Annotated in this window: 22 protein-coding genes; 12 read left to right on the forward strand and 10 right to left on the reverse strand. The window is 44.0% G+C overall.

Annotated features, from left to right (window positions below; genetic code table 11):
* Positions 1-141 precede the first annotated feature (141 nt).
* Positions 142-477: a nuclear transport factor 2 family protein gene (locus KFE98_15740; GenBank protein UTW61449.1), complete on the forward strand. Its 336-nt coding sequence runs from the start codon at positions 142-144 to the stop codon at positions 475-477.
* Here KFE98_15740 and KFE98_15745 read toward each other — a convergent pair.
* The gene (locus KFE98_15745; GenBank protein ID UTW61450.1) at positions 474-1,748 is read right to left on the reverse strand and encodes a mechanosensitive ion channel; all 1,275 of its coding nucleotides are present in this window, start codon (positions 1,746-1,748) and stop codon (positions 474-476) included. The two genes, KFE98_15740 and KFE98_15745, sit on opposite strands and share 4 nt — an antisense overlap.
* 48 nt (positions 1,749-1,796) lie before the next feature.
* Positions 1,797-4,256, reverse strand: coding sequence for a BamA/TamA family outer membrane protein (locus KFE98_15750; GenBank protein ID UTW61451.1), 2,460 nt, complete (start codon positions 4,254-4,256; stop codon positions 1,797-1,799).
* Positions 4,257-4,302: 46 nt separating this feature from the next.
* Between KFE98_15750 and KFE98_15755 the strand changes: the two genes are divergently transcribed.
* From KFE98_15755 to KFE98_15780, 6 genes are all read left to right on the forward strand, one after another.
* Positions 4,303-5,085, forward strand: a complete 783-nt coding sequence (locus KFE98_15755; protein ID UTW61452.1) for an RNA methyltransferase — start codon at positions 4,303-4,305, stop codon at positions 5,083-5,085.
* Positions 5,082-5,855, forward strand: coding sequence for a 5'/3'-nucleotidase SurE (gene surE / locus KFE98_15760; GenBank protein ID UTW61453.1), 774 nt, complete (start codon positions 5,082-5,084; stop codon positions 5,853-5,855). Before KFE98_15755 ends, surE begins: the two co-directional genes overlap by 4 nt.
* Positions 5,845-6,117, forward strand: a complete 273-nt coding sequence (locus KFE98_15765; GenBank protein UTW61454.1) for a hypothetical protein — start codon at positions 5,845-5,847, stop codon at positions 6,115-6,117. Before surE ends, KFE98_15765 begins: the two co-directional genes overlap by 11 nt.
* Positions 6,114-7,235 carry a lipid-A-disaccharide synthase gene (lpxB, locus tag KFE98_15770; GenBank protein UTW61455.1) on the forward strand — a complete coding sequence of 374 codons (1,122 nt, stop codon included), beginning with the start codon at positions 6,114-6,116 and terminating at the stop codon, positions 7,233-7,235. Before KFE98_15765 ends, lpxB begins: the two co-directional genes overlap by 4 nt.
* Positions 7,236-7,310: 75 nt before the next feature.
* Entirely contained in the window at positions 7,311-8,441 is a 1,131-nt protein-coding gene (locus tag KFE98_15775) for a SpoIID/LytB domain-containing protein (GenBank protein ID UTW61456.1), read from the forward strand.
* A gap of 237 nt (positions 8,442-8,678) precedes the next feature.
* On the forward strand, positions 8,679-10,718 hold the full coding sequence (locus KFE98_15780; protein UTW61457.1) for a ComEC/Rec2 family competence protein: 2,040 nt from the start codon (positions 8,679-8,681) through the stop codon (positions 10,716-10,718).
* 1 nt (position 10,719) lies between these two features.
* Here KFE98_15780 and KFE98_15785 read toward each other — a convergent pair whose 3' ends face one another.
* The 4 genes from KFE98_15785 to KFE98_15800 are packed head-to-tail and all read right to left on the reverse strand — an operon-like array spanning position 10,720 to position 14,502.
* Positions 10,720-12,135 (reverse strand): HD domain-containing protein, encoded by a 1,416-nt coding sequence (locus KFE98_15785; protein UTW61458.1) that lies wholly within the window; start codon positions 12,133-12,135, stop codon positions 10,720-10,722.
* A gap of 3 nt (positions 12,136-12,138) precedes the next feature.
* Positions 12,139-12,708 carry a threonylcarbamoyl-AMP synthase gene (locus tag KFE98_15790; GenBank protein ID UTW61459.1) on the reverse strand — a complete coding sequence of 190 codons (570 nt, stop codon included), beginning with the start codon at positions 12,706-12,708 and terminating at the stop codon, positions 12,139-12,141.
* Entirely contained in the window at positions 12,705-13,685 is a 981-nt protein-coding gene (locus tag KFE98_15795) for a glycosyltransferase family 9 protein (GenBank protein ID UTW61460.1), read from the reverse strand. The genes KFE98_15790 and KFE98_15795 overlap by 4 nt, the downstream gene beginning before the upstream one ends.
* A gap of 4 nt (positions 13,686-13,689) precedes the next feature.
* On the reverse strand, positions 13,690-14,502 hold the full coding sequence (locus tag KFE98_15800; protein ID UTW61461.1) for a 2,3,4,5-tetrahydropyridine-2,6-dicarboxylate N-succinyltransferase: 813 nt from the start codon (positions 14,500-14,502) through the stop codon (positions 13,690-13,692).
* Between the two features lie 114 nt (positions 14,503-14,616).
* Here KFE98_15800 and ruvX point away from each other — a divergent pair, with 114 nt between their 5' ends.
* The 4 genes from ruvX (at position 14,617) to KFE98_15820 (ending at position 21,189) form a co-directional block, all read left to right on the forward strand.
* Positions 14,617-15,036 (forward strand): Holliday junction resolvase RuvX, encoded by a 420-nt coding sequence (gene ruvX, locus KFE98_15805; GenBank protein ID UTW61462.1) that lies wholly within the window; start codon positions 14,617-14,619, stop codon positions 15,034-15,036.
* Positions 15,033-15,623 (forward strand): peptide deformylase, encoded by a 591-nt coding sequence (locus KFE98_15810; GenBank protein UTW61463.1) that lies wholly within the window; start codon positions 15,033-15,035, stop codon positions 15,621-15,623. Before ruvX ends, KFE98_15810 begins: the two co-directional genes overlap by 4 nt.
* On the forward strand, positions 15,620-16,192 hold the full coding sequence (locus KFE98_15815; GenBank protein UTW61464.1) for a hypothetical protein: 573 nt from the start codon (positions 15,620-15,622) through the stop codon (positions 16,190-16,192). Before KFE98_15810 ends, KFE98_15815 begins: the two co-directional genes overlap by 4 nt.
* 452 nt (positions 16,193-16,644) lie before the next feature.
* Positions 16,645-21,189, forward strand: a complete 4,545-nt coding sequence (locus KFE98_15820) for a T9SS type A sorting domain-containing protein (protein ID UTW61465.1) — start codon at positions 16,645-16,647, stop codon at positions 21,187-21,189.
* 58 nt (positions 21,190-21,247) lie between these two features.
* Here the strand turns inward: KFE98_15820 and KFE98_15825 are convergent, their stop codons facing one another.
* The 3 genes from KFE98_15825 to KFE98_15835 form a co-directional block, all read right to left on the reverse strand.
* Entirely contained in the window at positions 21,248-21,523 is a 276-nt protein-coding gene (locus KFE98_15825) for an acylphosphatase (GenBank protein UTW61466.1), read from the reverse strand.
* Positions 21,523-21,969 (reverse strand): secondary thiamine-phosphate synthase enzyme YjbQ, encoded by a 447-nt coding sequence (locus tag KFE98_15830; GenBank protein UTW61467.1) that lies wholly within the window; start codon positions 21,967-21,969, stop codon positions 21,523-21,525. The genes KFE98_15825 and KFE98_15830 overlap by 1 nt, the downstream gene beginning before the upstream one ends.
* A 93-nt stretch (positions 21,970-22,062) precedes the next feature.
* Entirely contained in the window at positions 22,063-22,491 is a 429-nt protein-coding gene (locus tag KFE98_15835; GenBank protein ID UTW61468.1) for an SRPBCC domain-containing protein, read from the reverse strand.
* Between the two features lie 112 nt (positions 22,492-22,603).
* On the opposite strand from KFE98_15835, the gene KFE98_15840 reads away from it, so the two are divergent.
* Positions 22,604-23,593 carry an AraC family transcriptional regulator ligand-binding domain-containing protein gene (locus KFE98_15840; GenBank protein UTW61469.1) on the forward strand — a complete coding sequence of 330 codons (990 nt, stop codon included), beginning with the start codon at positions 22,604-22,606 and terminating at the stop codon, positions 23,591-23,593.
* Here KFE98_15840 and KFE98_15845 read toward each other — a convergent pair.
* Positions 23,583-24,749: a hypothetical protein gene (locus KFE98_15845; protein UTW61470.1), complete on the reverse strand. Its 1,167-nt coding sequence runs from the start codon at positions 24,747-24,749 to the stop codon at positions 23,583-23,585. The two genes, KFE98_15840 and KFE98_15845, sit on opposite strands and share 11 nt — an antisense overlap.
* Positions 24,750-24,751: the final 2 nt, after the last annotated feature.

Consider the following 24,751-nt stretch of genomic DNA (forward strand, 5'->3'; position numbering starts at 1 on the left):
CCACCAAAATAAATAGCACTCATGTTTACAAGATACTCTTTTTCAGTAATTTGCCTTCTCGTGTTCGGCTTAGTTTTTTTGGGCTGCGAGGAAAGAAGGCCGCAAGATATTCAAAATGATCTGAAGATCATTAAGACTCGAATGGATAATCAAGAGGCAGCTTGGAATGAGGGTGATTTAGAGGGATTTATGGATGCCTATTGGAAAAGTGATTCCTTGTGTTTTTTATCCAAAAACGGAAAGAGTTGCGGCTGGGAAACCGTTTATAATAATTACGTAAAGGCCTATCCCGATAAGGAGGCGATGGGGAAATTGGAGTTTGAAATTGATGAGATGAGAACCATAGGAAGGCTCCGGTATTTTGTCATTGGAAAATGGACCTTGCTACGCAGTAAAGATACCCTCGGTGGCTACTTTTCACTGGTATGGATGAAGCAAGATGGAGAGTGGGTTATCGTATTTGATCACACGAGTTAATCCTTTCCTTGCAACTGGTGAAAATCCGTTCCACTTGGGTTTTGGAATACCTCCAAATGGAAGTAAGGAGCAACAGCCAGGAGGTGGTCAAAAATATCGGCCATGATACCTTCGTAGACTACCCAGTCTTTGTTTCGGCTAAAGCAATAAACCTCAAGGGGTAGGCCTTCGGCAGTTGGGCTTAACTGACGCACCATTAAGGTGAGGTCTTGATTAATATTTGGGTTTTGAGCCAGGTATAGTTCGGTGTATTTTCGAAAGAGTCCTATGTTGGTCAGGTTCCGTCCATTTACCAAAACTTCTTTGCTCACCCCACCTTGCGTATTGAATTGTTCAATTTCAGCACTCTTCTCTTCGATATAAGGTTGAATTAACTTAATCCGTTTAAAGTCTTCGAGCATCTGCGGAGTGCACATTTGGATAGAACCAGTATGGATGTTTAATGCCCTTTTGATTCTTCGGCCGCCCGAAGTTTGCATGCCTCTCCAGTTTACGAAGGAATTGGAGATGAGCGAATAAGTAGGAACTGTGGAAATCGTGTTGTCGAAATTGATCACTTTGACCGTGCTCAGGTTAATTTCGGTAACCGTTCCATCAGCGCCATAGGCTTTAACCGTAATCCAATCGCCTACGCGAATCATGTCGTTGGAAGCCAGCTGAATACTTGCTGTAAATCCAAGTAAGGAATCCCGGAACAAAAGCAACAATACGGCCGTTGCAGCACCCAAAGCACTCAACAAATACATCGGTGAACGATCGATAATGATGGAAATGACCAAGATTATAGCCACCCCATAGTTGAGAATGGAAACCAACTGGCGGTAGGAGGTAAGAGGCTTATTTTCAAAAGCCTTACGGGTTTCCATTACATGCTGAACCGATTTCAGCAAAGCGTCGATGACCCAGGCAATGATGACTACGGAATAAACATTGGCTATTCCACGAAACAGACGAATGAGACCCGGGTATTGAGCAAATATGAAATCGTCGAAGAGATAAATGCACAGGGCTGGAATCAACAAGGAAGCCCGACGAAAAACCTTGTTTTGAGCCAGAATATCATCGTATGATGTAGGTGACTTGGCCGTGGCTTTGTTGATCAACTTGAGTAAATAGCTTCTGATAACCGTGCTAAAAAGAACGACGATGAGAAACAGGCAGCACACCAAAATAGCTGCTCGGGTAGTCGAGGCCCAAAACGGACTAAATCCCAGTGAGATAAAGTAATCGTAAATGACAAGACCAGTTTCGGAAGATCCAGCAGCGGGCATAGCGTAACATTTTGCTGCAAAATTAGACCATCGCGGCGAATCGCAGGGTCAAAAAGGGTAGGATATAGCCAGGTTCAGGTTGAGCCGGGTTCGGTAGGAGGGAGGACTACCACCGAGGTTATTGTTTTCGTAATAGGTCCGTTGCATCTCGTTGTATTGGTCTTTCGATTGCCAGATCCACCGCTCTCCACGAGGGGCTACGGGATCATGAACCTTTATACCTCCATCTAATCGAAGAATGAAGAAGCTCAAATTGACCCTTAATCCTAATCCCGAACCAATGGCAAATTCATTGTAGAATCGGTCGAAAGCGAACTCTGCTCCTGGTCGCAAGCTATCCTTTTTGAGTAGCCAAACGTTACTGGCATCGATGAAGTAGGCTCCTTCCAAGGAACCAATCAGTTGGAAACGATATTCCCAGTTGAGCTCCAGTTTCATGTCTCCAATTCGATCCACATTGACTAAGGTATCCGACATACTACCAGGTCCCATGGATCGGGCCAGCCAAGCTCGGTTGTTGTTTGCACCACCCCCGTAAAAACTCTTCTCAAAGGGGAGCACGTTTAGGTTTTGTAGCGTTACACCGACACCTCCGTAGAAACGATAAACACTTCGAGTATGGTCCGTAATCACATTGTATAATCGAATGTCGGCGTCCATTTTGAGGTATTGGGCATACCGCACTCCCAATGCGGTGTAGTAATCCGTTCCTTCCTCAAAGGATCGTCCTGTCAAATCGTGGGTAAGCCGGAGAAGGTTACCCGCTGATTCAAACATGGTTCGGAAGAAGAAGTAGTTTTCATCGTAGCTCTTTTGGTTGGTAAATTGGTAGCTCAAATTGGTCGCCGAAATCAAGTGATTTTGGTAACTGTTGATCAAGAGGGAGTTTTTGGATTCTATCAACCTTTCCTGAAACCAATCGGCTTTGTCGATACTAATGTAGGACAGATCAACAACGGCTAGCCTGAATCCGTGCCTTCGTTTGAGGAACCAGTTGTAAGCCATTACGGCAGCAAAAACATCCCGTTTATAAGCACTTCGCAGTTGGTAGTTGTATCCCAGTGAAAATGCGGTATTCGGCTTTTCATAGCCCGGGGTTTTGTTCTTCTTTTTAGGAATGAGCAGATCGGGAACCCTGAGTGTCATTTCCGCTCCGTATTCCAGGGTGTTAAAGGGTAGGTTGCTAAATTGAGATTCTTCGGAATTATCACGGAACGTATCGTTTTGAGCTTCCAATCCTCCTAGGATTTTTACTTCAAAAAGTTCTGCTCCTTTGAGTACGTTACGGTTGGTTAGTTTCACGCTTCCATTGATTCCCAGGTTACCGCCACGGTTGGTTCCTTCAGTTTCCACCGTAAAACTCTGCTTGGCGCCCGGAGACAAGTCGATAACAGCTCGCAGGTCGGTTCCATTCGGATCATCCGGATGGGGAAATACATTGATGTTGATCAATCGAAACACCTTCAGGTTAGCCAAACGATTGTAGGAATATTCAATGTCTTCCAGGCGATACAAATCACCAGGGCGGAAATACAGCGTTCTTAAAATCACATTCGGACGCATCGCATTTCCAGGGTAGTTCACAAAATTCACGCTATCCAGCAGCACGGTGTCGGCTTGGACCAATCCTTCGTTCTTGCCCGTACGGATAACCACAAACATATCTTTGATATAATACTTCTGATGGTCTCTTTGAACCACAGTGTCCTTACCTTGCTCTTCAATTTGTACAGGCTCTGGTGGATCAATCACAGTGGTAACCTTCACCCGCTCTTTCTTTACCGTTGAGTCTACTTCAAATCGGATGTATTGCTTGCCAAAATTGTAGAAGCCCTTGTTTTTCATGGCCCTTTCGATCCGATCTCGTTCATTTCGGAGCGAGGATTCATCGTAATTTTTTCCTTGAACAATGAGGCCGTTTTCAGTTACCGTTGAATCGAAGGCTACCTGAATCGAGTTACTGTGCATGGTACGAGCCAGCCTCATCACCTTGTAAGGCGGACCCGGATGAACTTCATAGGTTACGATAACCTTCTTTTTATCAATGCGTATACTGTCCTTTTTTATTTTGTATTGGTAGGCTACTGAATCAGTTACTCGAGAAAGGAAGTATCCTTTTTTCTGGAGGTACAAGTTGAGTTGTTCTTCAGATTTTCGGGTGAGAACGGAATCGTAAATAACGGGAGGTTCTCCAATTTTCTTGAGCCAGCGTCTAAACCAATTGTTCTTTTTAGCTCCGTAGGTATAGATCTGAAGGTGAAACTTGAAGGTGTTTAATAGTTTGCGATTGGGCTTTTGTTTGATAATGCTGTTTAATGCGTCCACATCTACATTATCACGAAACTCTTTTTGAACTTCCTTGTCACCCTTAACCACAAGGTTGGTTTTGTCCAGCAGGTACTCTCCTTCTTTGAGCAATTTGGTAGGTTTGCACGACTGAAGAACAGAGGCTGCCAGAATCAAAAAAAGGGCAATATGTTGAACTCGCTTCAAAGCGGCCGGAGCCATATTTGTTACTTTTGCAATAATACTGAATTAGGACCGAGCACAGGGGATGTTATCTAAAAACAAAGTCAAACTTATCCGCTCCTTACAGCAAAAAAAACACCGTCACGAACAGGGGTTATTTTTGGTGGAAGGCGAAAAAATGGTGGCCGAATTGTTGGCCGAGAATTCACCAACGGGTAAAGGAATTTACCAAATTCAGGAACTTTTGGCTGTCTCTGACTGGCTAATGGAGCATGAATCGCTAATCGAGGAGGCCTCTTTTCCCGTGGAGGAAATCAAAGCCGTTGATCTCGAAAAAATCAGTGCATTAAAAACACCTAACAAGGTTTTGGCTGTAGTTAAAATGCCACAACGAAACCTGCGTTACATGGAGGACGAAATGGTGCTTATGCTCGATGGAGTAAGGGACCCCGGCAATTTGGGGACCATTATCCGTACGGCCGATTGGTTTGGGGTTTCCGAGGTAATCTGTTCCTTAGACACGGTCGACATGTACAATCCCAAGGTGGTTCAATCTACCATGGGTTCTTTATTTAGGATTCCCGTAAGCTATCGGGAACTGACTGAGGCCATTTTCGATTTAAGAATAAACAACCCATTAAAACCCGTTTATGGAGCTACCACTCATGGTGAAAGCATTTACCAGTTGGATTTGAGTTCCAATGCTATCATTGTGCTGGGAAGCGAATCCCATGGAATCTCCGAAAACGTAGGTCATTTAATCACAAAAAAAATATCCATTCCTCGTTTTGGAGCTGGAGAGTCATTAAATGTGGCTTCCGCCGCAGCTGTTCTTTGCTCCGAATTTAAACGCCTTCAATACGTATGAGCAAACCCTTAATTCTTGTTTGCAACGATGACGGAGTAACCGCTCCGGGTATTCAATCACTCATTGAGTCTATCCGAGACTTGGGAGACTTAATTGTAGTAGCCCCTGATAAACCTCAGTCGGGTACCGGTCATGGGATTACCTTGAATGCTACCCTACGCACCCAACTTATTTCGCAGGAAGAAGGACTCACGGTTTACTCCTGTTCCGGAACTCCTGTGGATTGCATCAAACTGGCGATGTACAAATTGGTACCGCGCAAGCCAGATATCATTGTTTCTGGAATCAATCATGGAAGTAATGCCTCCATCAACGTGTTGTACTCAGGTACCATGTCTGCGGCAGTAGAGGGGGCTTTGGAAGGTGTGCCCAGTGTAGGGTTTTCGCTTCTGGATCACAGTATTGATGCAGATTTTTCAGCTTCTCGTGAAATTTCTCGAAAGATCACCAAGACTGTATTGGCGGAAGGGTTACCTAAAAATGTATGCCTCAATGTGAACATTCCCAGACTTCAACGAGACGAAATCATGGGAATCAAAATCTGCCGACAGGCCAATGGAAATTGGGAAGAAGAGTTTGAACAACGCCTCGATCCGTTCGGGAAAGAGTACTTTTGGCTGACGGGAGTGTTCAAAAACTACGATCCGGGAGAAGATACAGATATTCACGCCCTGGAAAACAACTATGTGTCCGTAGTACCGATTCAAACAGATTTGACGGCTCATAGCGCACTTTCGTCTTTAAAAAGTTGGAAGCTGAATGAAAATTAAGGATCACATTTTACTCGGAATCATTTTAGGGTTAATCATTCCACCCGCTGTGGTATATGCTTTGATTGCCTTTGCCGATCCTGATTTGGTGGAGTATTCTCCAACCTACCTGGAAAATGTTTGTTTGCTGGCCATTGGACTTAATGCTGGGGTAATGCTCCTGGTATTAAATCGATTGAAAATGGATCTCACGGGTAGAGGTATTCTGCTGGCCAACTTTGCCTACGTTATTGCATTTGTCGCCTATTTCTACGCCTCGTGAAGTACTACATCATAGCAGGTGAGGCCTCCGGAGATTTGCACGCCTCCAATTTGATTCGTGAACTGCGTCAAAAAGACCCCGAAGCCGAGTTTCGTGCCTGGGGAGGAGATTTGATGCAAGAACAGGGGGCAACCTTGGTAAAACACATCAAGGAATTGGCCTTCATGGGATTTGTGGAAGTTCTTCTCAACTTAAGAACTATTCTACGCAACATAAGGCTGTGCAAAGACGATATTGCCGAATGGAATCCCGATGTGCTGATTCTAGTGGATTACCCTGGGTTTAACCTAAGAATTGCGCGCTGGGCCCGCAAAAACGGACGAAAAGTATTTTACTACATCTCACCTCAGATCTGGGCCTGGAAGCAAAATCGAGCCTACAAAATCAAGGAAGATGTAGAGAAGATGTACGTGATTCTGCCCTTTGAAAAAGATTTTTACCGCCGATTTGATATGGAGGTAGATTTCGTCGGGCACCCACTTTTGGATGCCGTCAAACAATTTAGGGATCAACGAATGCCCACCGAGGCCTTTCGACAAACGTACGGGCTTTCGGATAAGCCCATCGTGGCTCTTCTTCCTGGAAGTAGAAAGCAGGAAATCAGTAAGATGCTTCCACTTTTTGCTCAAATGCAAGATCGCTTTTCGGACTATCAATTTGTTTTGGCTGGAGCGCCTTCGCAGACCAAAGAGTACTACGAATCCGTATTGGGCGGAAAGAAGATTCCGATCATTTCCGGAGAAACCTACCGCCTACTGATGCACGCCGAGGCTGCCTTGGTAAGTAGTGGTACTGCCACCTTAGAAACGGCCTTGTTTAATGTGCCTGAGGTGGTTTGCTACAAAGGAGGCTGGTTGAGCTATTACATTGCCCGAATGTTGGTTAAGGTGTCGTACATCTCCCTGGTAAACCTGATTGTAGATCGGGAAATTGTGAAGGAACTCATTCAGGGAGAATTGAATTCGAAGAACCTGGAAACCGAACTCACCGCCGTGTTACCCGGTGGAAACAAACGCGATCAACTGCTCAAGGATTACGAAGAACTGCGTGAAAAACTGGGCGGTAGCGGTGCATCCGAAATTACTGCAAGTCGGATGTTGAAAACTCTGAAAGGCTAATTCAGAATTCCCTGAACAGGCCTTTATTTTTGTTTTCCAATGGAGAGATTGACTATCATAGCTTTACTGGTTTTGATGTCTCACCCACTCTTGGCTGTCCGGGAAGTGGTAAACGTAGGCATCTTTTGGGGAAACAGACCTTCCGCATCTCTAATAACCATCGATCGGGGAAATTATGATCTGATAGGGGATGGCCAGGTAGTGAAGACCTTAGGAGGAAATCAAACCTTTGTAGCCCGTGTAGAGGGTGAGAAGGTGCAGTTAACCTCGGGAGGAAAGTCTCTCGGTGCATTTAGAAAAGTGCAACTCAAAAGAAAGGAATGGGGCGCCTGCTTCCGATTCAAGGGGGTGACTCCGAAAACAGAAAGTCGCACCTACAACGATAACCTTCGCATTACCGCCTACAAAAACCGCTTAAAACTCGTCAACGATGTTTACATCGAGCATTACATTGCCGGGGTAGTGGAAGCTGAATCGGGAACAAAGGAAACCTTTGAATACTATAAGGTGCAGGCAATTATTGCCAGAACTTATGTACTGAGTAACTTGAACAAGTTTTCCAATTTCGGATTCAACGTATGCGATCGCGTGAATAGCCAGGTGTACAAAGGAAAAAGTAAAGGAAATCCGGAGATCGTAAGAGCCGTTAATGCCACACGAGGATTGGTTTTGGTGGACAGCGATATCAACCTTATTCAGGCCGTATTTCATTCCAATTCCGGTGGTCAAACGGTTAACTCGGAAGATGCCTGGTCGCAACCGGTAGGTTACCTAAGATCGGTTTCAGATACCTTTAGCTTGGACATGCCTCACTACCTTTGGCAAACGTCTTTGGAGAAAGAGAAGTGGTTGAACTACATGGCTAAAAAATGGAATGTTTCGCTGAGCGATACTTCAGCCACCGAGCAGCTTTTGAATTACAGTCCAAACATCCGTCAGGCCAATTTGGAGGTTGCTGGAAAATCCATTCCGCTAAAGACTATTCGCAAAGATTGGAGCTTGAAATCTACCTACTTTACCGTGACTGAATCAGATGGTTATGTGAATATTAGTGGGAAGGGATACGGCCATGGTGTAGGACTAAGCCAGGAAGGAGCAATGCGTATGGCAGAGCTGGGCTATCCTTACAACAAGATTCTTCATTACTACTACAAAGACACCCACTTGATCCACCTTTCAGCCTTGGATTTCTTTCGGGAAGACTAGGTTTTGAATCTTGAATCCTGAATCCTGAATCCTGAATCCTGAATCCTGAACCTCGAATCTCGAATCTCCAGATTGATTTAGAGTGGAGGTTCTAATAACAATGCCTCTACCAAGCTAAGAGTACATTTAGAAGGGGGCGTTCAATTCCAAAGTTCAAGATTACCTTCGGTGATCGCTTCGATAGTTATCTGAGCTCTGAGTTGGAGATTGAAATTTCAAAATTGTTTAGATTTGGGTATGTCGACCATCAACCGACACCTTAGAACCAAACCCTTTGTTCGTATTCTGGCTTTTATGATTCCCGGGGTAGTGCTGGGATATGTCTTTGAACACGGGGTGGATTCTACTTGGCTTGATCCAGGTTATCTTCTTTATGCTTCCTATTTAATTCTCGGTTTAATCGCCATTCCTTTGATCCTAGAGCGCTTTGTAGCCTGGACATTTCGCTTTCGCTGGTGGTTTGGAACCTTGGTCGCTTCTTGGTTTTTTGTGCTGGGGTTTGCTTTGTTCCTGCAAAATCGTATTCCGCATTGGGAAAATAAGGCCATCGCCTTCGATGATTTTAAGGGACGTTCGGCTGTATTTGTCATTGATCAGTTTCGCGAAATTGATGTCCATCGCTACAAATACCAGGTGCACTGTCTTTCAGCTGCTCGTGTTCCCGATGGAGTGGAGGGACTATCTGGTTTTCTGTTTCTCGATCGGTCTTTTTGCCCTGGCGATACGGTCATGACTAAGGGGAGTTTTCAAAATCTGAGAAGTATGACCCACCCTTCGCTTCTGGATTTTCGAGAGGTGTTTTACGAAAAAGGATTTTACTTCGATTTCTACGGACATCAGAGCATCCCACTTGGTTATGGGGCTTTTACATTTGACAATCCCGCCTTTTGGCGTCACAGCTTAGCCCAACGTCTGGAGGGGTTACTCAACGAGGAATCGTCTGCCTTAATTAAGGCTATGCTTCTTGGTGATAAATCCGGGTTGGATAAAGAACTTCGTGCTTCTTACGCCGCTTCCGGAGCCATGCATGTTTTGGCCGTTTCGGGTCTTCATGTGGGGTTGATATTCTTGGTTTTGTTTCAAGTGACAAGCTGGTTTTTTCAAGGAAAAAGTCGGGCCTTATCTTCGCTATTGCCTGTTGCAGGAATTCAAATTTACGCCATGCTTACAGGATTTGTGCCCTCGGTTTTTCGGGCATCTTCCATGATCTCGTTGTATGTAATCGGTAAATACCTGCAGCGTCGTGCCGATGTAATCAATATCATTTGTGGAGCAGCATTTATCATGCTTTTGGTCAATCCAACTCAGCTTTTTCAAGTGTCCTTTCAATTGTCATTTGCCGCACTAACGGGTATCGTTTGGGTGTTTCCAAAAATTAGGAAGTTGTGGTCGCCAAAGAATCAGGTAACTGCCTACATCTGGGACTTGTTGGCTTTGTCTCTGGCAGCCCAATTGGCCACCTTTCCGCTTGGGCTTTATTATTTCCATCAATTTCCCTTTTGGTTCTTGTTATCCAATCTTGTGGTTGTGCCAGGTGCTTTTTTGATCATTACTGGGAGCTTGTTGCTACTCGCTGTATCTCCTTTTGAATCCCTTGCTGTTTATGTGGCTTGGTGTATGGAGGTTTTGATTCATACCGTAAATGCACTGGTCTCCTGGATTGATAGTCTACCACCCGGGGCGATCCAAGGAGTACACATTCAGGCTTGGGACGTGGCCCTGTTGTACTTTCTCATTTGGGCGTTGTTAGAAATAGGATTTCAACAAAAGTTCAAACGCGTTTATCCCGCTTTGGCAACAGTTCTCTTGCTTTTTGTGTCTTCGACGTATAGCGAATGGAGCAGGCAGAACAGGCGAGGAATTTTGGTTTATAATCATACTCGGCCCATGGTTGAAGTTTTTCAAGGCAAGCATTCGGTTGTAATTACCTCAGAAAAGTATACTTCCAGAATTGCTTTTGCCCGCCAGGGGTGGGTTGAAATGCAGGGCATTGAAAATACCGTAATTCTACCTCATGATACCAGTTGGAGCAATGGATGGGTTACCCTGAATGATGGGTCGGCACAACTGCTGGACGAATTGTGGAACTTGCATCTAACTTCTACCGACGATACTCATGGAATGGATCGAGTGGTTACTTCAGCCAGAAATTATTCTATAGCTCAGGGCAGACCAGGGGATTGGCTGTTTTTCGGAAACCCAAAACGGGGGAAACCAATTGATGAAAACCTTGGACATTGGCTTTCAAGAGAAGGTTATCTTTTGATTGAGAAGTAGATCAGGAAGTTTGATTTAGGCCCAATTCGGCACCTTTTCGAAGCATGAATTCACGTGCAGCCTGGTATTCGTTCGGAATTTCTCCGTCCAAAATGGCATCTTTAATCGCGTTTTTGATCAATCCGATTTCCTTGCAAGGACGTAAGTTGAAGGTACTGATGATTTCATCTCCACTAATAGGTGGCTGAAAATTCCGAATCTTATCTTTCTCTTCAATGGCCTTAAGCTTGCCACGAACTTCCTTAAAGTTGTTGCGGTAGCGTTTTACCCGATTTGCATTTTTGGAAGTAATATCAGCCTCTACCAAGGTCATAAGGCTATCAATATCGTCTCCAGCATCAAAGAGTAGCCTTCTTACGGCGCTATCAGTAGTATCGTCCGAGGTAAGTGCTGCCGGGCGAGAACTCAGCATGACCATTTTCTGAACGAATCTCATTTTGTCATTCAGCGGCATGCGCAATCGTTTGAATACCCGCGGTACCATTTTCGATCCGATAAATTCATGGCCGTGAAAGGTCCAGCCTACCTGATCGTCAAATCTTTTGGTTACAGGTTTGCCAATGTCATGGAGTAGGGCAGCCCAACGCAACCACAGGTCTTGGGTATTCTCACTGATGTTATCCACCACCTCAATCGTATGGTAGAAATTGTCTTTGTGAGACTGACCATCAATCTCTTCAACGCCTTGCAAAGCTTGAATTTCAGGTAAAATGATGGCCAATAGCCCCGTTTTGTACAAGTAATCGAAGCCTATAGAAGGGTTTGGAGCAGCCAGAATCTTATTGAGTTCGTCCGCAATTCTTTCTTGACTTATGATTTGAATGCGCTCCTTGTTTCTGGAAATTGCTTCCAGGGATTCTTTTTCAATGCCAAAGTGCAATTGAGTGGCAAAACGGATGGCCCGCATCATTCGCAAAGGATCGTCGGAGTACGTCTGGTCTGGAGCCAAGGGGGTTTTAATTCGCTTTTCGTCCAAGTCCTTCAGGCCATCAAAAGGATCAATTACCTCTCCATAATTCTCTTCCTGAAGAGAAATGGACATCGCGTTGATCGTAAAATCACGCCGTTTTTGATCGTCTTCAATGGTTCCATCTTCAACAATGGGTTTTCGACTTCCACGGCGATATGACTCTTTGCGGGCACCTACAAATTCAATTTCGTATTTCTTCCACTTGATCATGGCAGTACCGAAATTCTTAAAAACGGTGAGTGAGTTTTCCAGATTCAACTCTTTGGCCACATCGCTTGCCAAGTCGATACCGCTGCCCAAAGTAACAAAGTCGATATCCTTAATGGGGCGTTGCAACAACGTGTCACGAACGAAACCTCCAACTGCATAAACTGGTGTTTGGCGTTTGGCCGCAACCTTTGCAATGGTTTCAAAAATGGGTAAATCCAGTTTTTCCTTCAGGTTCATTCTTTACTTCCTTAGAATCTTAATCTCTCCGTTTAACTCCAGTTTAATCACCGATGAGGCTTTTCCCGTTCCCCCGCCAAGGCCGGGCAAATTTACCACATAATCTACCCCAGTCAATAGGGAAGAGGAAATCTCCTCTTTTAGCCTCGGAGAGGGCTCTCCACTTATATTGGCAGAGGTTGATATGAGCGGCCGATTTAGCCGATGTACCAGTTTATGCGCAAAACCTTCTTTAACCAGGCGAATTCCAGCAGATCCATCTTCAGCGATCGCTTCAGAGGCAATCCAACGAGCCTGTGGATAAACGACAGTCATGGGATCAACAGATTCATCCAACAAATCCCAGGCAATAGAAGGCACTTCTGTTACACAGCGATTGAGCAAGGCATCCGAACTTACCAAGGAAATTAAGCTTTTCGAATCTGCGCGCTGCTTCAGTTCAAAAACCTTTTTTACCGCTTCTGAATTGGTGGCATCACAACCCAGTCCCCAAATGGTATCGGTAGGATATATGATTAACCCGCCGTCCTGTAAAACCTGGACAGCCTCATAAATGATTTCTTTTTCTGTCATACGGCAAATTTCTTAACCGGTAGGGTAGTAGCGCATTTGAAATGTTGCTGGGGACACTCCTTTTTTCCGTGTAATCCGCACGGGCGGCAATCGAGTTTTTCTTCCGTTTCCGCCACCTTGCCTTGGGTGCCCGACGGCCCGAATCCAAACCGGGGAACGGTGGAACAGAAAAAGGCTGTTACTGGAGCATCTACCGAAGAAGCCAAATGCAGGGGAGCACTGTCGTTCACGTAATTCATGGTGGCTTTTTGCATCAAAGCCGTTGATTCCATCAGACTCAACTCTCCCGCCAAATTAATGGCCCGATCCTCAATTCCAGCTCGGTCTATAATAACCTGAGCGGTATCCCGGTCTTGCGGGGCACCGATAAAATGAACCTTCAAATCTGGATTCAGCGAAGCGATTAACTCCGCCCACTTTTCAGTAGGAAGTTGTTTGGTAAACCATACCGAGGCCGGCGCAATCACCACATAAGGATCGTTTTGATAGGCTTGCACTTTTTGTACATGCTTCTCAGTGGGGTATAAGCGGGGAGGAAGCGGTTTCTCGTCCGTCCAGGGCTGTATCAATTCTTGATTTCGTTCTATTTCGTGTTTACCATTTCCAATTTCATGCTTCACCTTGCGGGTGTAGGAAAAAGAAAAGGGGTTTTTGGCAAAGCCACTGCGCTCTTTGGCTTGAGAAGTCCAGGTCAAATAACCCGATGCTGCAAAACGGTGTACGTTCACCACCAAGTCGTACGATTGAGCTTTAATTTCCCGGGAAAGTTTGAGTAGGTTACTGTATTTTCCAGATTGCTTGTCCCAAACCCACACCCGATTCAAAAAGGGATGCCCATCGAGAAGAGCCTCGTTGCCTTTCCGAACTAAAAAATCGATGGAGGCACTTGGGTAAAATTGGTGGAGCTTTTCAACTACCGAAGTAGCCAGGATAACATCTCCTATAAATGAGGTTTGTATGACCAGTATCCGGTTCATAAACCTACACCGCCACGTCGTATTCGCGCAGAGCGTTGTTCAATGAAGTTTTCTTATCTGTACTTTCTTTACGGGTTCCAATGATCAATGCACAAGGCACCTGGTATTCTCCGGCTGGAAAACGCTTAGGCATTGTGCCAGGAATAACCACAGAACGGGCAGGAACATAGCCACGGTATTCTTTAGGCTCATCACCGCTTACATCAATGATCTTTGTACTGGCGGTTAGCACAACGTTGGCGCCCAACACAGCTTCTCTTTCTACACGTACGCCTTCTACTACAATACAACGGGATCCAATAAATGCATTGTCTTCAATAATTACCGGAGCGGCTTGAAGAGGTTCCAATACTCCGCCAATTCCAACCCCACCGCTGAGGTGAACGTTTTTTCCAATTTGTGCACAAGATCCTACTGTAGCCCAGGTATCCACCATAGACCCTGAATCTACATAAGCACCAATGTTGACGTAAGAAGGCATCATGATAACATCAGGTGCCACGTATGAACCATAGCGAGCAATGGCATGAGGGACAACCCGAACACCTTTTTCCTTGTAGTTCGTTTTGAGAGCGATTTTGTCGTGAAATTCAAAGGGACCTACTTCAATGGTCTCCATTTTTTGAATTGGAAAATACATGACCACGGCTTTTTTAACCCATTCGTTCACTTCCCAACCAGATTCGGTAGGGGAGGCGCAACGCAGTTTTCCGTTGTCAATTTGATCCACTACGGCACGAATAGCCTCTTGTACTTCCACTTCTTTTAGCAGCTCCCGGTTCTCCCAGGCCTTTTCAATAATTTCTCTCATGCTCATTCTTCGGTTCTGCATTCCAAGCGTCGGAATACGGTTCCATTTTCCTGCGCAAAAGTAGGATATTGTCACCTTCTGATCGAATGCCGTTTTCTTCCTAATTTTGCAACCGGAAATATGGGACGAATTGTAGCGATAGATTATGGAACCAAACGCGTCGGAATTGCGGCTACTGATCCTTTAAAGATCATTGCCAGCGGATTGACCACGGTTCCTGCCGAACAGGCTGTAAAATTTTTGACGGACTACGCTCGGCAGGAAGAAGTAGAGGCCTTGGTTATCGGATTACCGCTTCGATTGAATGATGAACTCTCGGAAGTTGAAAAAGACATTCAAAAATTCATCCAGAGGCTTAAGAAAGAATTACCTGAGCTGCCCATACATCGACAAGATGAAAGATATACCTCCAAAATGGCCATGGAAACCATGGTAGCTGGGGGTGTGAAGAAAAAGAATCGACGAAAAAAAGAATTACTGGATCAGGTAAGTGCTACGCTTATTTTACAAGCTTACCTGGAAGCAAATAACGGCTTATGATATTACCCATTTACGCGTATGGTCATCCTGTTTTGAGGCAGGAGTGCGAGGAAATCAAGGAAAACTCGAGTGAGTTAAAACCTTTGCTCGACAATATGTTTGAAACCATGTATGCGGCCCATGGTGTGGGATTGGCAGCACCACAGGTAGGGAAAGCGCTTCGCTTGTTCATTGTGGATGGTACGCCATATGCTGATGATTACAAGGATGGAAAGTCGGAAGAAGATCAGCGGGAGTACAAAACCTTGAAGACCTTTAAAAAGGCATTTATTAACCCCATTATCGTAGAAGAAGATGGTGATGAGTGGCCCTTTGAGGAAGGTTGTTTGAGCATTCCAGATATTCGGGCCGATGTAGATCGTCCGGAAAGAGTGGTGATTGAGTATTACAACGAGAAATGGGAATTGGTAGAAGAGGAGTACTACGGTATGGCTGCTCGTATTATTCAACATGAGTACGACCACATCGAAGGAGTGCTATTTACCGACCATATCAATCCGCTTAGAAAACGTCTACTTCAGCGAAAGCTCAACAACATTAAAAAAGGTAATATTGACCCCAAGTACAAAATGAGGTTCCCCAAATGATGATGATTAGAATTATTGGAATCGCCCTGTTTGCGGCATTGTTTGCTGCATGCGGCACTTCAACTACCCCTGAGTCAACCGAGAAAGACAGCGAGATTTTAAAGAAGGAGGCCATCGCTTCCATCAAAGATCAGGAGTCGAAATTATTGAATTCAGTTTCGGGCCAAATTGATGTCAATCAAGCCAATAAGGTGGTGAGTTTATACATCCAGTTTGCCAATAACAATGCCGATGATGAAAACGCTCCTGAGTTTTTGTTCAAGGCGGCTGAAGTGTGCATGGGAATCAGCGCCTTCGACCGTTCGATCAACATTCTTAAGAACTTCGATCGCGATTACGGAAACCACGAAAAGGCGGTAGATGCGCTCTATTTGACCGCTTTTATCTACGACAATTACTTGAATCAGAAGGGAATGGCGGAAACGAAGTACCGTGAATTAATTCAACGCTTTCCACGCCACGAATACGCCATTCAGGCTCAGGCATCTATCAAAAACCTTCACATGACCGATGAAGAGTTAATTGAGAGGTTTGAGCAGATGAATAAGGAAGATTCTTTGCCAGGGTAATAAGGCTTTCCTTTAGGAAGTTTAGCTTTTTCTTCAATTTTTAGAACCCCATCCATTTGCAGTTCATGGTAGAAAATTATACCGTGATATAGGAATTATTGGTCTTTATGAAGTTGATCAGGGGGTAATGATTAATGTTCCTATTTTTATTCATTGCTTAATTGTAAATACGACGCTCTCAGATGATTGTGTTGTATTTATAAAAGATCGAATATTAACCAAAACTGACAGAATGGAAAGAACCAGTATTATCTAAAAAGGTAATCGACCAGTAGTTTATCCTCATCTTTTTATCCGAACAATTTTAATGAATTTGAATCAAACGGAATTTCAAATTTATTGGCCACCACGGTTTTCTGCAATCAACAATTTGATTTAAAACCAGTAATTCTCCTTTTCCTGCATAACCGGCAGCGCTCTAATTGAATTTTCTTAATTATAGCTATTGATCTATGAAACCAATAACCACAGGCACGCTTGGTGTCTTTATATTTCTAATTTTTAGTTACCAAAACCTAATTGGACAATGTCCGGAATTTTATCTGGAATCTAATTTGATCAATGATTACAAAACGTCAGGTCAAAATTTTTCAATCAGTGTTATTACCGATGGCTCAGCCCCAGTAACCAATTATGTGTTGACTCCTCCCGCTGGTCAGGGGCCTCCAATAAGTCAAAGCGGATCTTCTTTCACTAACCTCACAGCTACTGGTACCTACAGCGTACATGTGATAGGCTCAAACTGTACGACCGCCGTTCACACTATTGATATTTTAGATGGTACCGCTCCGACAGGAGCTTTTTATACGCCTGATTATTATTGGACGTTCGAAGCCCCCAACACACCTTTAGGTATGATTGGAGGTACAAATTACACCTCTACGGATATGTATACGAGTATCAACCAACCTGCTGAGATTACTCGTTTTCCTATTGGTGACAAGAACTATTCTTCTTTTTCTGGGGGGCAAGTAGGCGATTTTATTTCTATCGATTTGTTGGATGGAGCGAAGCCAAATGGTGTAATTGTAAAACCCAACCATCAGGATGTTTCCGCATTAACTTTTCAATTTTTGGTTAGATTGGATGAGGATGCCGAAACCATTCACTTTCAGCGTAGTGGCCATGGTGGCGCTCCTGCGGTGAGGTTATTAATAACATCTACAGCGATTTCTATTGATTTGTTTTATGGGCCCAATTACTCCAAATTTCGGCATTTGGCTTTTGATTTAAACGGGGTGGATAGGAAAAACTGGAATTACTATTCAGATGGAGAGTGGCACCATATAGCAGTTACTTCAGATTTACAGCGCGGATTACATAAATTGTTCGTGGATGGGATTTCTCCGGATGAATTCCAATTTTTTGTCATGCCAGAATTTGGTGATGTTTTTGAAGGTAGAACCGGCACTACCGATTGGGTAATTCGGCCAGAAAATAGTCATGGTAAATATGAGTTAGGAGATTTCGATGAATACGCCATTACCTTGGGGCAGGCCCTGCCAGCTGCTGTGATATACCAAAATTACCTCGATGCCATAAATATTGGGAAACACTATTCATTTGAAGATAATATTGCTCATACCGCGATACCCAATGGTCCCGATTTAACCGGGTTTTTGGATGAAAATGAATTTCCAATTGGTTATGTGACAAGTGCGAAAGCTTCGGCCATTGGTTTACCTCATCCTATTGATCAAATTAATGATGCACCAAAACCTAGATATTTACCTGGGAATACCTTATTGAGAAATTATCCATTTGTAAGCTATGTGAAATTTGGTGGTCAGCTAACCTATGCTAGTACCACTCAATCTCAGGTAAACGGTATTGAGCTCAATGAAGAACTTTCCAAGAATTGGAATTATTATTCTCAGATATCGGCGCAGTACTTTGGCTCGAATTTTCCAATGTTGGGGTTGGATGATTTTGCTAATTCCAATGTTGACATTCCTGTTGGTTTAACGGTTTATGCCAATCAAACCTCACTTGACAAAGTTAATGGTAGTCCCACCAAATGGGGAAGAATAAGCCAATCAACTTTGGCTGATCATTTTTATATGAGAAATTCCCCTACTACCTTATCTTCAGTATTTCACCCTCTTGAGTTTCAAAGAATGGCTCGGAACTTTGGGATGTCGGCAGCCAGATCATTGGAAGATGGTAGATTGAGTCCTTTAAAACGACCAATAGATCAGATTACGGATAATGGAGAGGTCAGGCCAAATGCGACCGAATGGTCAAATTTGATGGGATTTAATTCGGATGTTTCAGCACATTGTGCGTCAGCAACGGGTGGAAACAATAACGCTTGTTACTCTCAAATGAAAACCGATTTAAGAAGGGCATATAGAGATGAGTTTATGAATAATTCATATTTTCAAAGTGCGGGAACCAGATATTCCTACTATTCTATAGACGGTCAGGGAGGACATAGTGCTTGGAATGTCGATGACTGGGAGGAATTGAAACAGATAAACTTTAGCGAAAATGGAAACGTACATTCAACGCCAGATTTCTATCCTCTAAGACCAGGTTTTTGGCACAGAAATCAGCCAGGTAATAATTCGTTCAGCTGGATTGAGAACGCAAGGCAAACTGAGCTTTCATTTGGTGATAACCTTTTTAGCCCATTTGTATGTGCCGGTTGGAGAATGGATCCTACTCCAAATATCCGTCCTGGACAATTTTTAGGATTGTTGAAATTGTTGAACAATTATGGGGCGGAATTCTTCTATTCCAGTTATTTCGTGGATCAAGATATGGGAGGTAGTCCTCAGCCAAATCAAGACCCAAGGCATTGGACCTGGCAGTTTTTAATGCCCTCTTATGCTCAGGCAATTGCCTCTCGATACGAATACATCCTAAGGGATGGAGTGTTGCTGACCGATCAGCATTTAACCTACCCAGACGGAAATCCTCATCACCGGATAAAAGGCGGGAGTAACGTTTATAACTTGGTTAGGAAATGGGAAAATCCGGGTAATTCTGCGGATGTTCATTATGTTATAAGCACTGCACATATGCCCATTTCTAACTATCAAGAACCTGGTGGAAGCTCCTATGACAAGATTGTTACCATGGAAGATATGGATGGGCTAAACGTTTCATTGGAAACCAGAAAGCAGGGGAGTGTCTATTTGTTCAGATATGATCCCCAATCCTTTACCGAGCCAGTTTTCATCCAATTGGATTCCTGGCATGAAGACATTCATCCAACTCGGTGGAGTGATGACTTGGTTTTTGAAGCCGAACTGGCGGATGAACTGATGGGTAACTCTACAAATACTTTGGACCCAACATTTCTGGACATTCGAACTCGAATCCCCGATAATAGTGATCCAGGAAATGTATTCGGTTTACCAGTGAATCCCAATGGGAATATGACATTTACTGATTATACAACCTTTACCACTTTTTCAAATCATCAATTTAATATGTCCTTAAGCAATTGGAATTATACTCAACAAGGACCTTCTCTAGCGTATAACTTTCATGTAACTCCAGACAACGGAGCAGGGGCAGATGATTTTCTTTTTGCGGTGAGGGCAAGGGTCAAGGAAGGGCACGAATTTGACCAATCATCTATATTCATTAAAGTCATTTCGACAGATAAAAATGAAGTCATTTACTCCGATGAAATTGTCTGTATTTCAGGATATGCCTGGATGTGGTATACCCAGGGAGTTTGTGATTTGGCTGAAATGAGTCTTCCGGAAGGAAATTACCGAATAGAACTACAGCCGGGGTCCGAAATGGTCGATATTGATCAATTTATGTTGGATAGAAATGGAGATTTTGTTTTTCCGGCAGCGGAGATTCCGGCTCCTTGCACTAAGGACATGACCCTAGCTGATTTTGTTCCCGATTTTGAAATAGTTAGTACTTGTACAGGCGATGTTGAGTTTGTGAATACATCTGGTGGGCTTGTTGGTTATCCTTGTTTAATTGATGTAAAATACAACTGGGAGTTTGCCGGAGAAACTACCGGGCCTGGTTATGCCAATTCAATGATAAATAATAATCAATTTTATGAGGGAACATTTAGTAATCCAAAATATAAGGTTCAGGTTGCTGCGGGTTCCTATTCGGTTACCTTATGGGCCATCGTGACTATAGATTTGTCCGGTATTCAAACAACGCATACTTACTCTCAGATTAAAAACATTACCGTTTTAGATAGGCCTGTAATCCAGTCTATTACGCCAACGACCAATGTTTGTATAGGAGATGAGACGACGCTAACTGTTAGCGCCACAGGAAACGGAAACTTGAATTATTCTTGGTGGCCTTCATTGACTACTCACCAGAGTAATTCTGCCACTACTACTGTGGAGCCAATGACTGCTGGTCAGGAGACATATTCGGTTACCGTTACCGATGCTAACGGTTGTGAGGCTCAAGATGAGGTTTTGGTAATTACTGGGGCCAATGTCTCCAACTGGAGTATATATATTAATGGTGTTCAGGCGAATAGTGCAGTTAGCTGCAATGGAAATGCTCAAGCTAAAACCATTGAAGTAGTCGGAGCTCCGGGAACGGCCACTTTTGAATGGTACCCTGAAGATCAGTTAACTTGTAGCCCTTGTACAACGAGCCAGGTGACCACATTGACAGAATCCAGTATTTATCGTGTGAGGGTTACTGAACAAAATGGATGTTCTGCGGTTGATTACGTTGCCTATGAAGTGTTTCCTGGTTCACCTTGTAAAACTTCTCCATCGGGAGAGGAAGAAGTACTTAATGACAGTGAGAATATTCAATTGTATCCTAATCCCAATAATGGGCAATTTCAACTTCGCCTGTTTGGAGAATATGCTGGACAATCGTTTGGCGTTGAGGTAATGGATTACTCCGGGAAAACGCTTCAAATCTTCGAAGAACGAATATTTGATGAAATGCAGATTAATCTATTGGAAGAGCCAAGCGGAATTTATTTTGTAAGGGTATTTAATCAGGAAGTCAATGAAGTGATTTCAGTGATTAAGCAATACTAAATTAATTGGGCTGAAAGCCAAAAATGAAAGGGGGTGCCTCGAGTAGGTAGCCCCTTTTTTAATACCGCACAATCTCAAACCCAGAACCTCCTTTAGGTTCCACCTGATCGAGCTGAATACGATCTACTCGTGCATGTTCTGGTCCATGGTGAGCCCAAGTGATGAGGGCTAAGCAAGACTCGAAAGGTCCTTCAAAGGCCATAATCACAGATCCGTCGGGTTCATTTTTTACCCAGCCGGTTAGGCCCAGTTTTAGGGCTTCCACTTGGGTAGACTTTCGGTACCAAACGCCCTGAACTTTTCCATAAACCTGTACTTGAAATCGGTAGTTCATTAGTCTCCTATAATAGTAGCAACCAGTTTACGGGCGCCTCCCTGATTTCTGAATTCACATAAGTAAATGCCCTGCCAGGTTCCCAGGTTGAGTTGTTTTTTCGCAATCGGAAGGCTTACGGATACTCCAACCAGACTCGATTTAATGTGAGCCGGCATGTCATCCGGACCTTCGTATACGTGCCTATAGAAAGGCTCGTCTTCCCGGATTAGTTGATCCAGCGAAGTTTCCATATCGGTCCTTACGGTGGGGTCCGCATTTTCATTAATCGTGATTCCACATGAAGTATGTTTTACAAACAAATGCAGAAGGCCTGTTTCAGGTAGAGGAGGAAGCTGTTCGGTAATAAATCCGGTTACCAGATGGATTCCTCTGGGCAAGGGGGAAGTTGAAATTCTACTTGCGTAGTCATGGGTGGATGTGTTTGAACTGCTAATGTAACCCATTTATGCTGGTATCTTCCTAGGAAGATCACTCCATTTTACGAGGGATTCAGCTCATTTGAGGAGCCGTCTGATAACTTCCGGTTGAAGCCTATTCTATCTTTCCACTTGATTCTTAAGGGCTTGGTTCATGGCCTGAAATCCTTGCTCGGTATTTTTTCCTATCCATCGCAGCATCAGCGAGGCCAAAATTCCGGTAAAATATTCACCTTGTTCAAGTAGAGTAGAGCCGTCTTGCTGGGCGGTAAGCTTGAAGTAATGACGACCGTCAAATAACCCAGGAACAAATAGATTTCCCAACCACTCGAAGTATTTTCCTTCTTCTACTTGAGTCACCTTCGGTTTAAAAGTCATCTGCTGTTCGCCATTTTTCATGGTATTGATCAATACGTTTCCTTTTGTGACCTGACCTTTGGATTCTATAATAAAGGGATTCCAATCTTTGTACTTCTCTAATTGGCTTAGCGTTTCCCACACTTTTTCTGTACTCGCTTCAATCTGGATAAAAGTTTCAATCTTTTTCATCTTGTTTGTTTTTGTTGATCCAAAAGTACCGGAGCCCCCTGTGGATGAACCGGTCACAAACGCCAAGGTGTTGACATTTTGCGACAAGGGGTTAAAGGCCTATTTTTGAACTATGGCTTTTAATGCTCGATTTATTCGAAACATCATTCTCGTGGCTGCCGATCAGGGAGCAAGTGTGCCATTGTTGGTGGAACCTATTGGAATGACCTTGAGCGAAATGAACCAACCTGATCAACCCGTGGAATTTGAAGCCTACAACCAAATGATGGAACGGGCTCTGGAACAAACCAACAACCCTCAGTTTGGAATTTCGGTAAGTCGGGGACTTCATTTATCCACGGCAGGATTGGTGTTGCAACTCATGCAATCAAGTTCTAGCATTCGTGAGGCCCTGGAACAAGTTTGTGCTTTCTATCAATTGGGATGCAGCTCACTTCCCATGAAACTGGAGGGTAATGTGCTAAAAATAAGCTGTGATAAACTTTGGCGCAATCATTCCGAACGAGCTTATCAGCAAACGCTGGAAGGAGCCATCCTATTTCTACTCAAGGCCTTTGATACCTTGACCCATCAGCAACAAAGACCCAAGCGCATTACATTGGATTATCCCTTAGCCAATCGTGAAGCCTTGGAGCGCAGTTTTCAATGCAGCGTTGCCACTGGGGGAGAGGTGAACTTAGATTTTCAACCTGGAAGTTTGGATCAGGTTATCGAAACGGCGGATCAAGAAATGCTTCAAAATCTGGTGGCATTTGCAGAGCGGAAATTGGCAAAAATGAATCCAACGAAAAGTTGGACCGACCGGGTAAATCGATTGCTGCTGCAACATTTACCTGAAAGTTTGAATCAGGATCAGGTGGCTTCTATGCTGGCTCTTTCCCCACGAGGCCTTCAGCGCCATTTAAAAGAGGAAGGGGCCCAGTTTCGTAGACTCTCAGAAAACAACAAAATGGAATTTGCCCGAATTCATTTAAAAACAAAAGCAGGGTCGGTCAAAGAATTATCCTACGTATTAGGCTATTCCGAAACCAGCGCATTTTCAAGAGCTTTTAAACGGCACTTTCAGGAAAGTCCAGCTCAATTTATTCAAGCTAACGATTGATTACCACCGGATAACTCAAAGTAGTATGCCCTGTGGATATTTGAATGAGGTAGTAGCCCTTGTTCAAAGAATACGTGTCCATGAAATAGTCTTGATCCGAAGTGGAGGTCAGTTCCAGATCGTTTAGGATGGAGGAGCCGAGTACAGAATGAAACTGGACGTGAGGTTTATGATCCGGAATTGTGGGGAAGTGAAGCCAGATTCCGCCTCGTTCTTGTTGGATAAGTACCTCTTCCAAGTTTTCTTTTCCCTGGGCAAGTTTTTGCACTACTGAAAAGTATTGGACAGACCCATCAAAATCATACTGAGAGAGGCGGTAGTAATAGGAATGATCGGTAACAAGGGGAGTGGAAAGGGAATAGTTTTGAATTTCATTGCTCGTCCCTGAGCCATCTACTTGACCTAACACAGTCCAGTGTATTCCGTCAGCGCTTTGCTCTACTTCAAAATAGTCGTTATTCCATTCAGAGGCCGTGGTCCAGCGAAAAAGGAGATGGTCGCCACGATCCCAAACGTTAAAGCTCAACAGGCTGATGGGAAGAGCGTTGATAGAGGTTGTTCCCAGGCAACATGCGGCACAAGAGCAACAGCCTCCGCCACTGGTTGTGCATCCGAAAAGTGTTCCTCCGTCATTATTTAGTTTGTTGGATCCGCTGACATCAATTCTTCCGTCACCGCTCCAGGTTACTTTGTTGGACCAGTTATTCCCAATGTACATGACACCGTCCATATCAATGGTTACCGGATTATCGTCAGACGTGAATTTACCGGGCCAGTTGATACTTCCTGTACTGCCTACGGTAAAGGTGCCTTTTTCCAATTTGAATTCTTTACCGCTGCTGGTTCCCTCAATGTGGCCATTAACGATGAGCGTTCCGCCATCTTTGAGTGTAATATTTCGAGAAGTGGTTAAGGTGTCACCGGTGTTTATGGTCAGTGTATTTCCGCTGGTAATTTGAATTTCTGTGGTAATGCTACTGTTGTGGTTTAATATGGCGGATTGGGTCATGGTGTAGCTAGGAGCTGTTCCGGTCCAATCTCCGTTACTGGTCCAATTGGGATTGACTTTGTTGGATGTGGTTTGCCCAGTGGACATAAAAGCCCATAGCAAACCCAGGCATAAGATGCCCCATTTTAGTCCGGTCAGTGTTCCCATTT

This window comes from bacterium SCSIO 12741 (genome assembly GCA_024398055.1).
GTDB lineage: Bacteria > Bacteroidota > Bacteroidia > Flavobacteriales_G > Salibacteraceae > SCSIO-12741.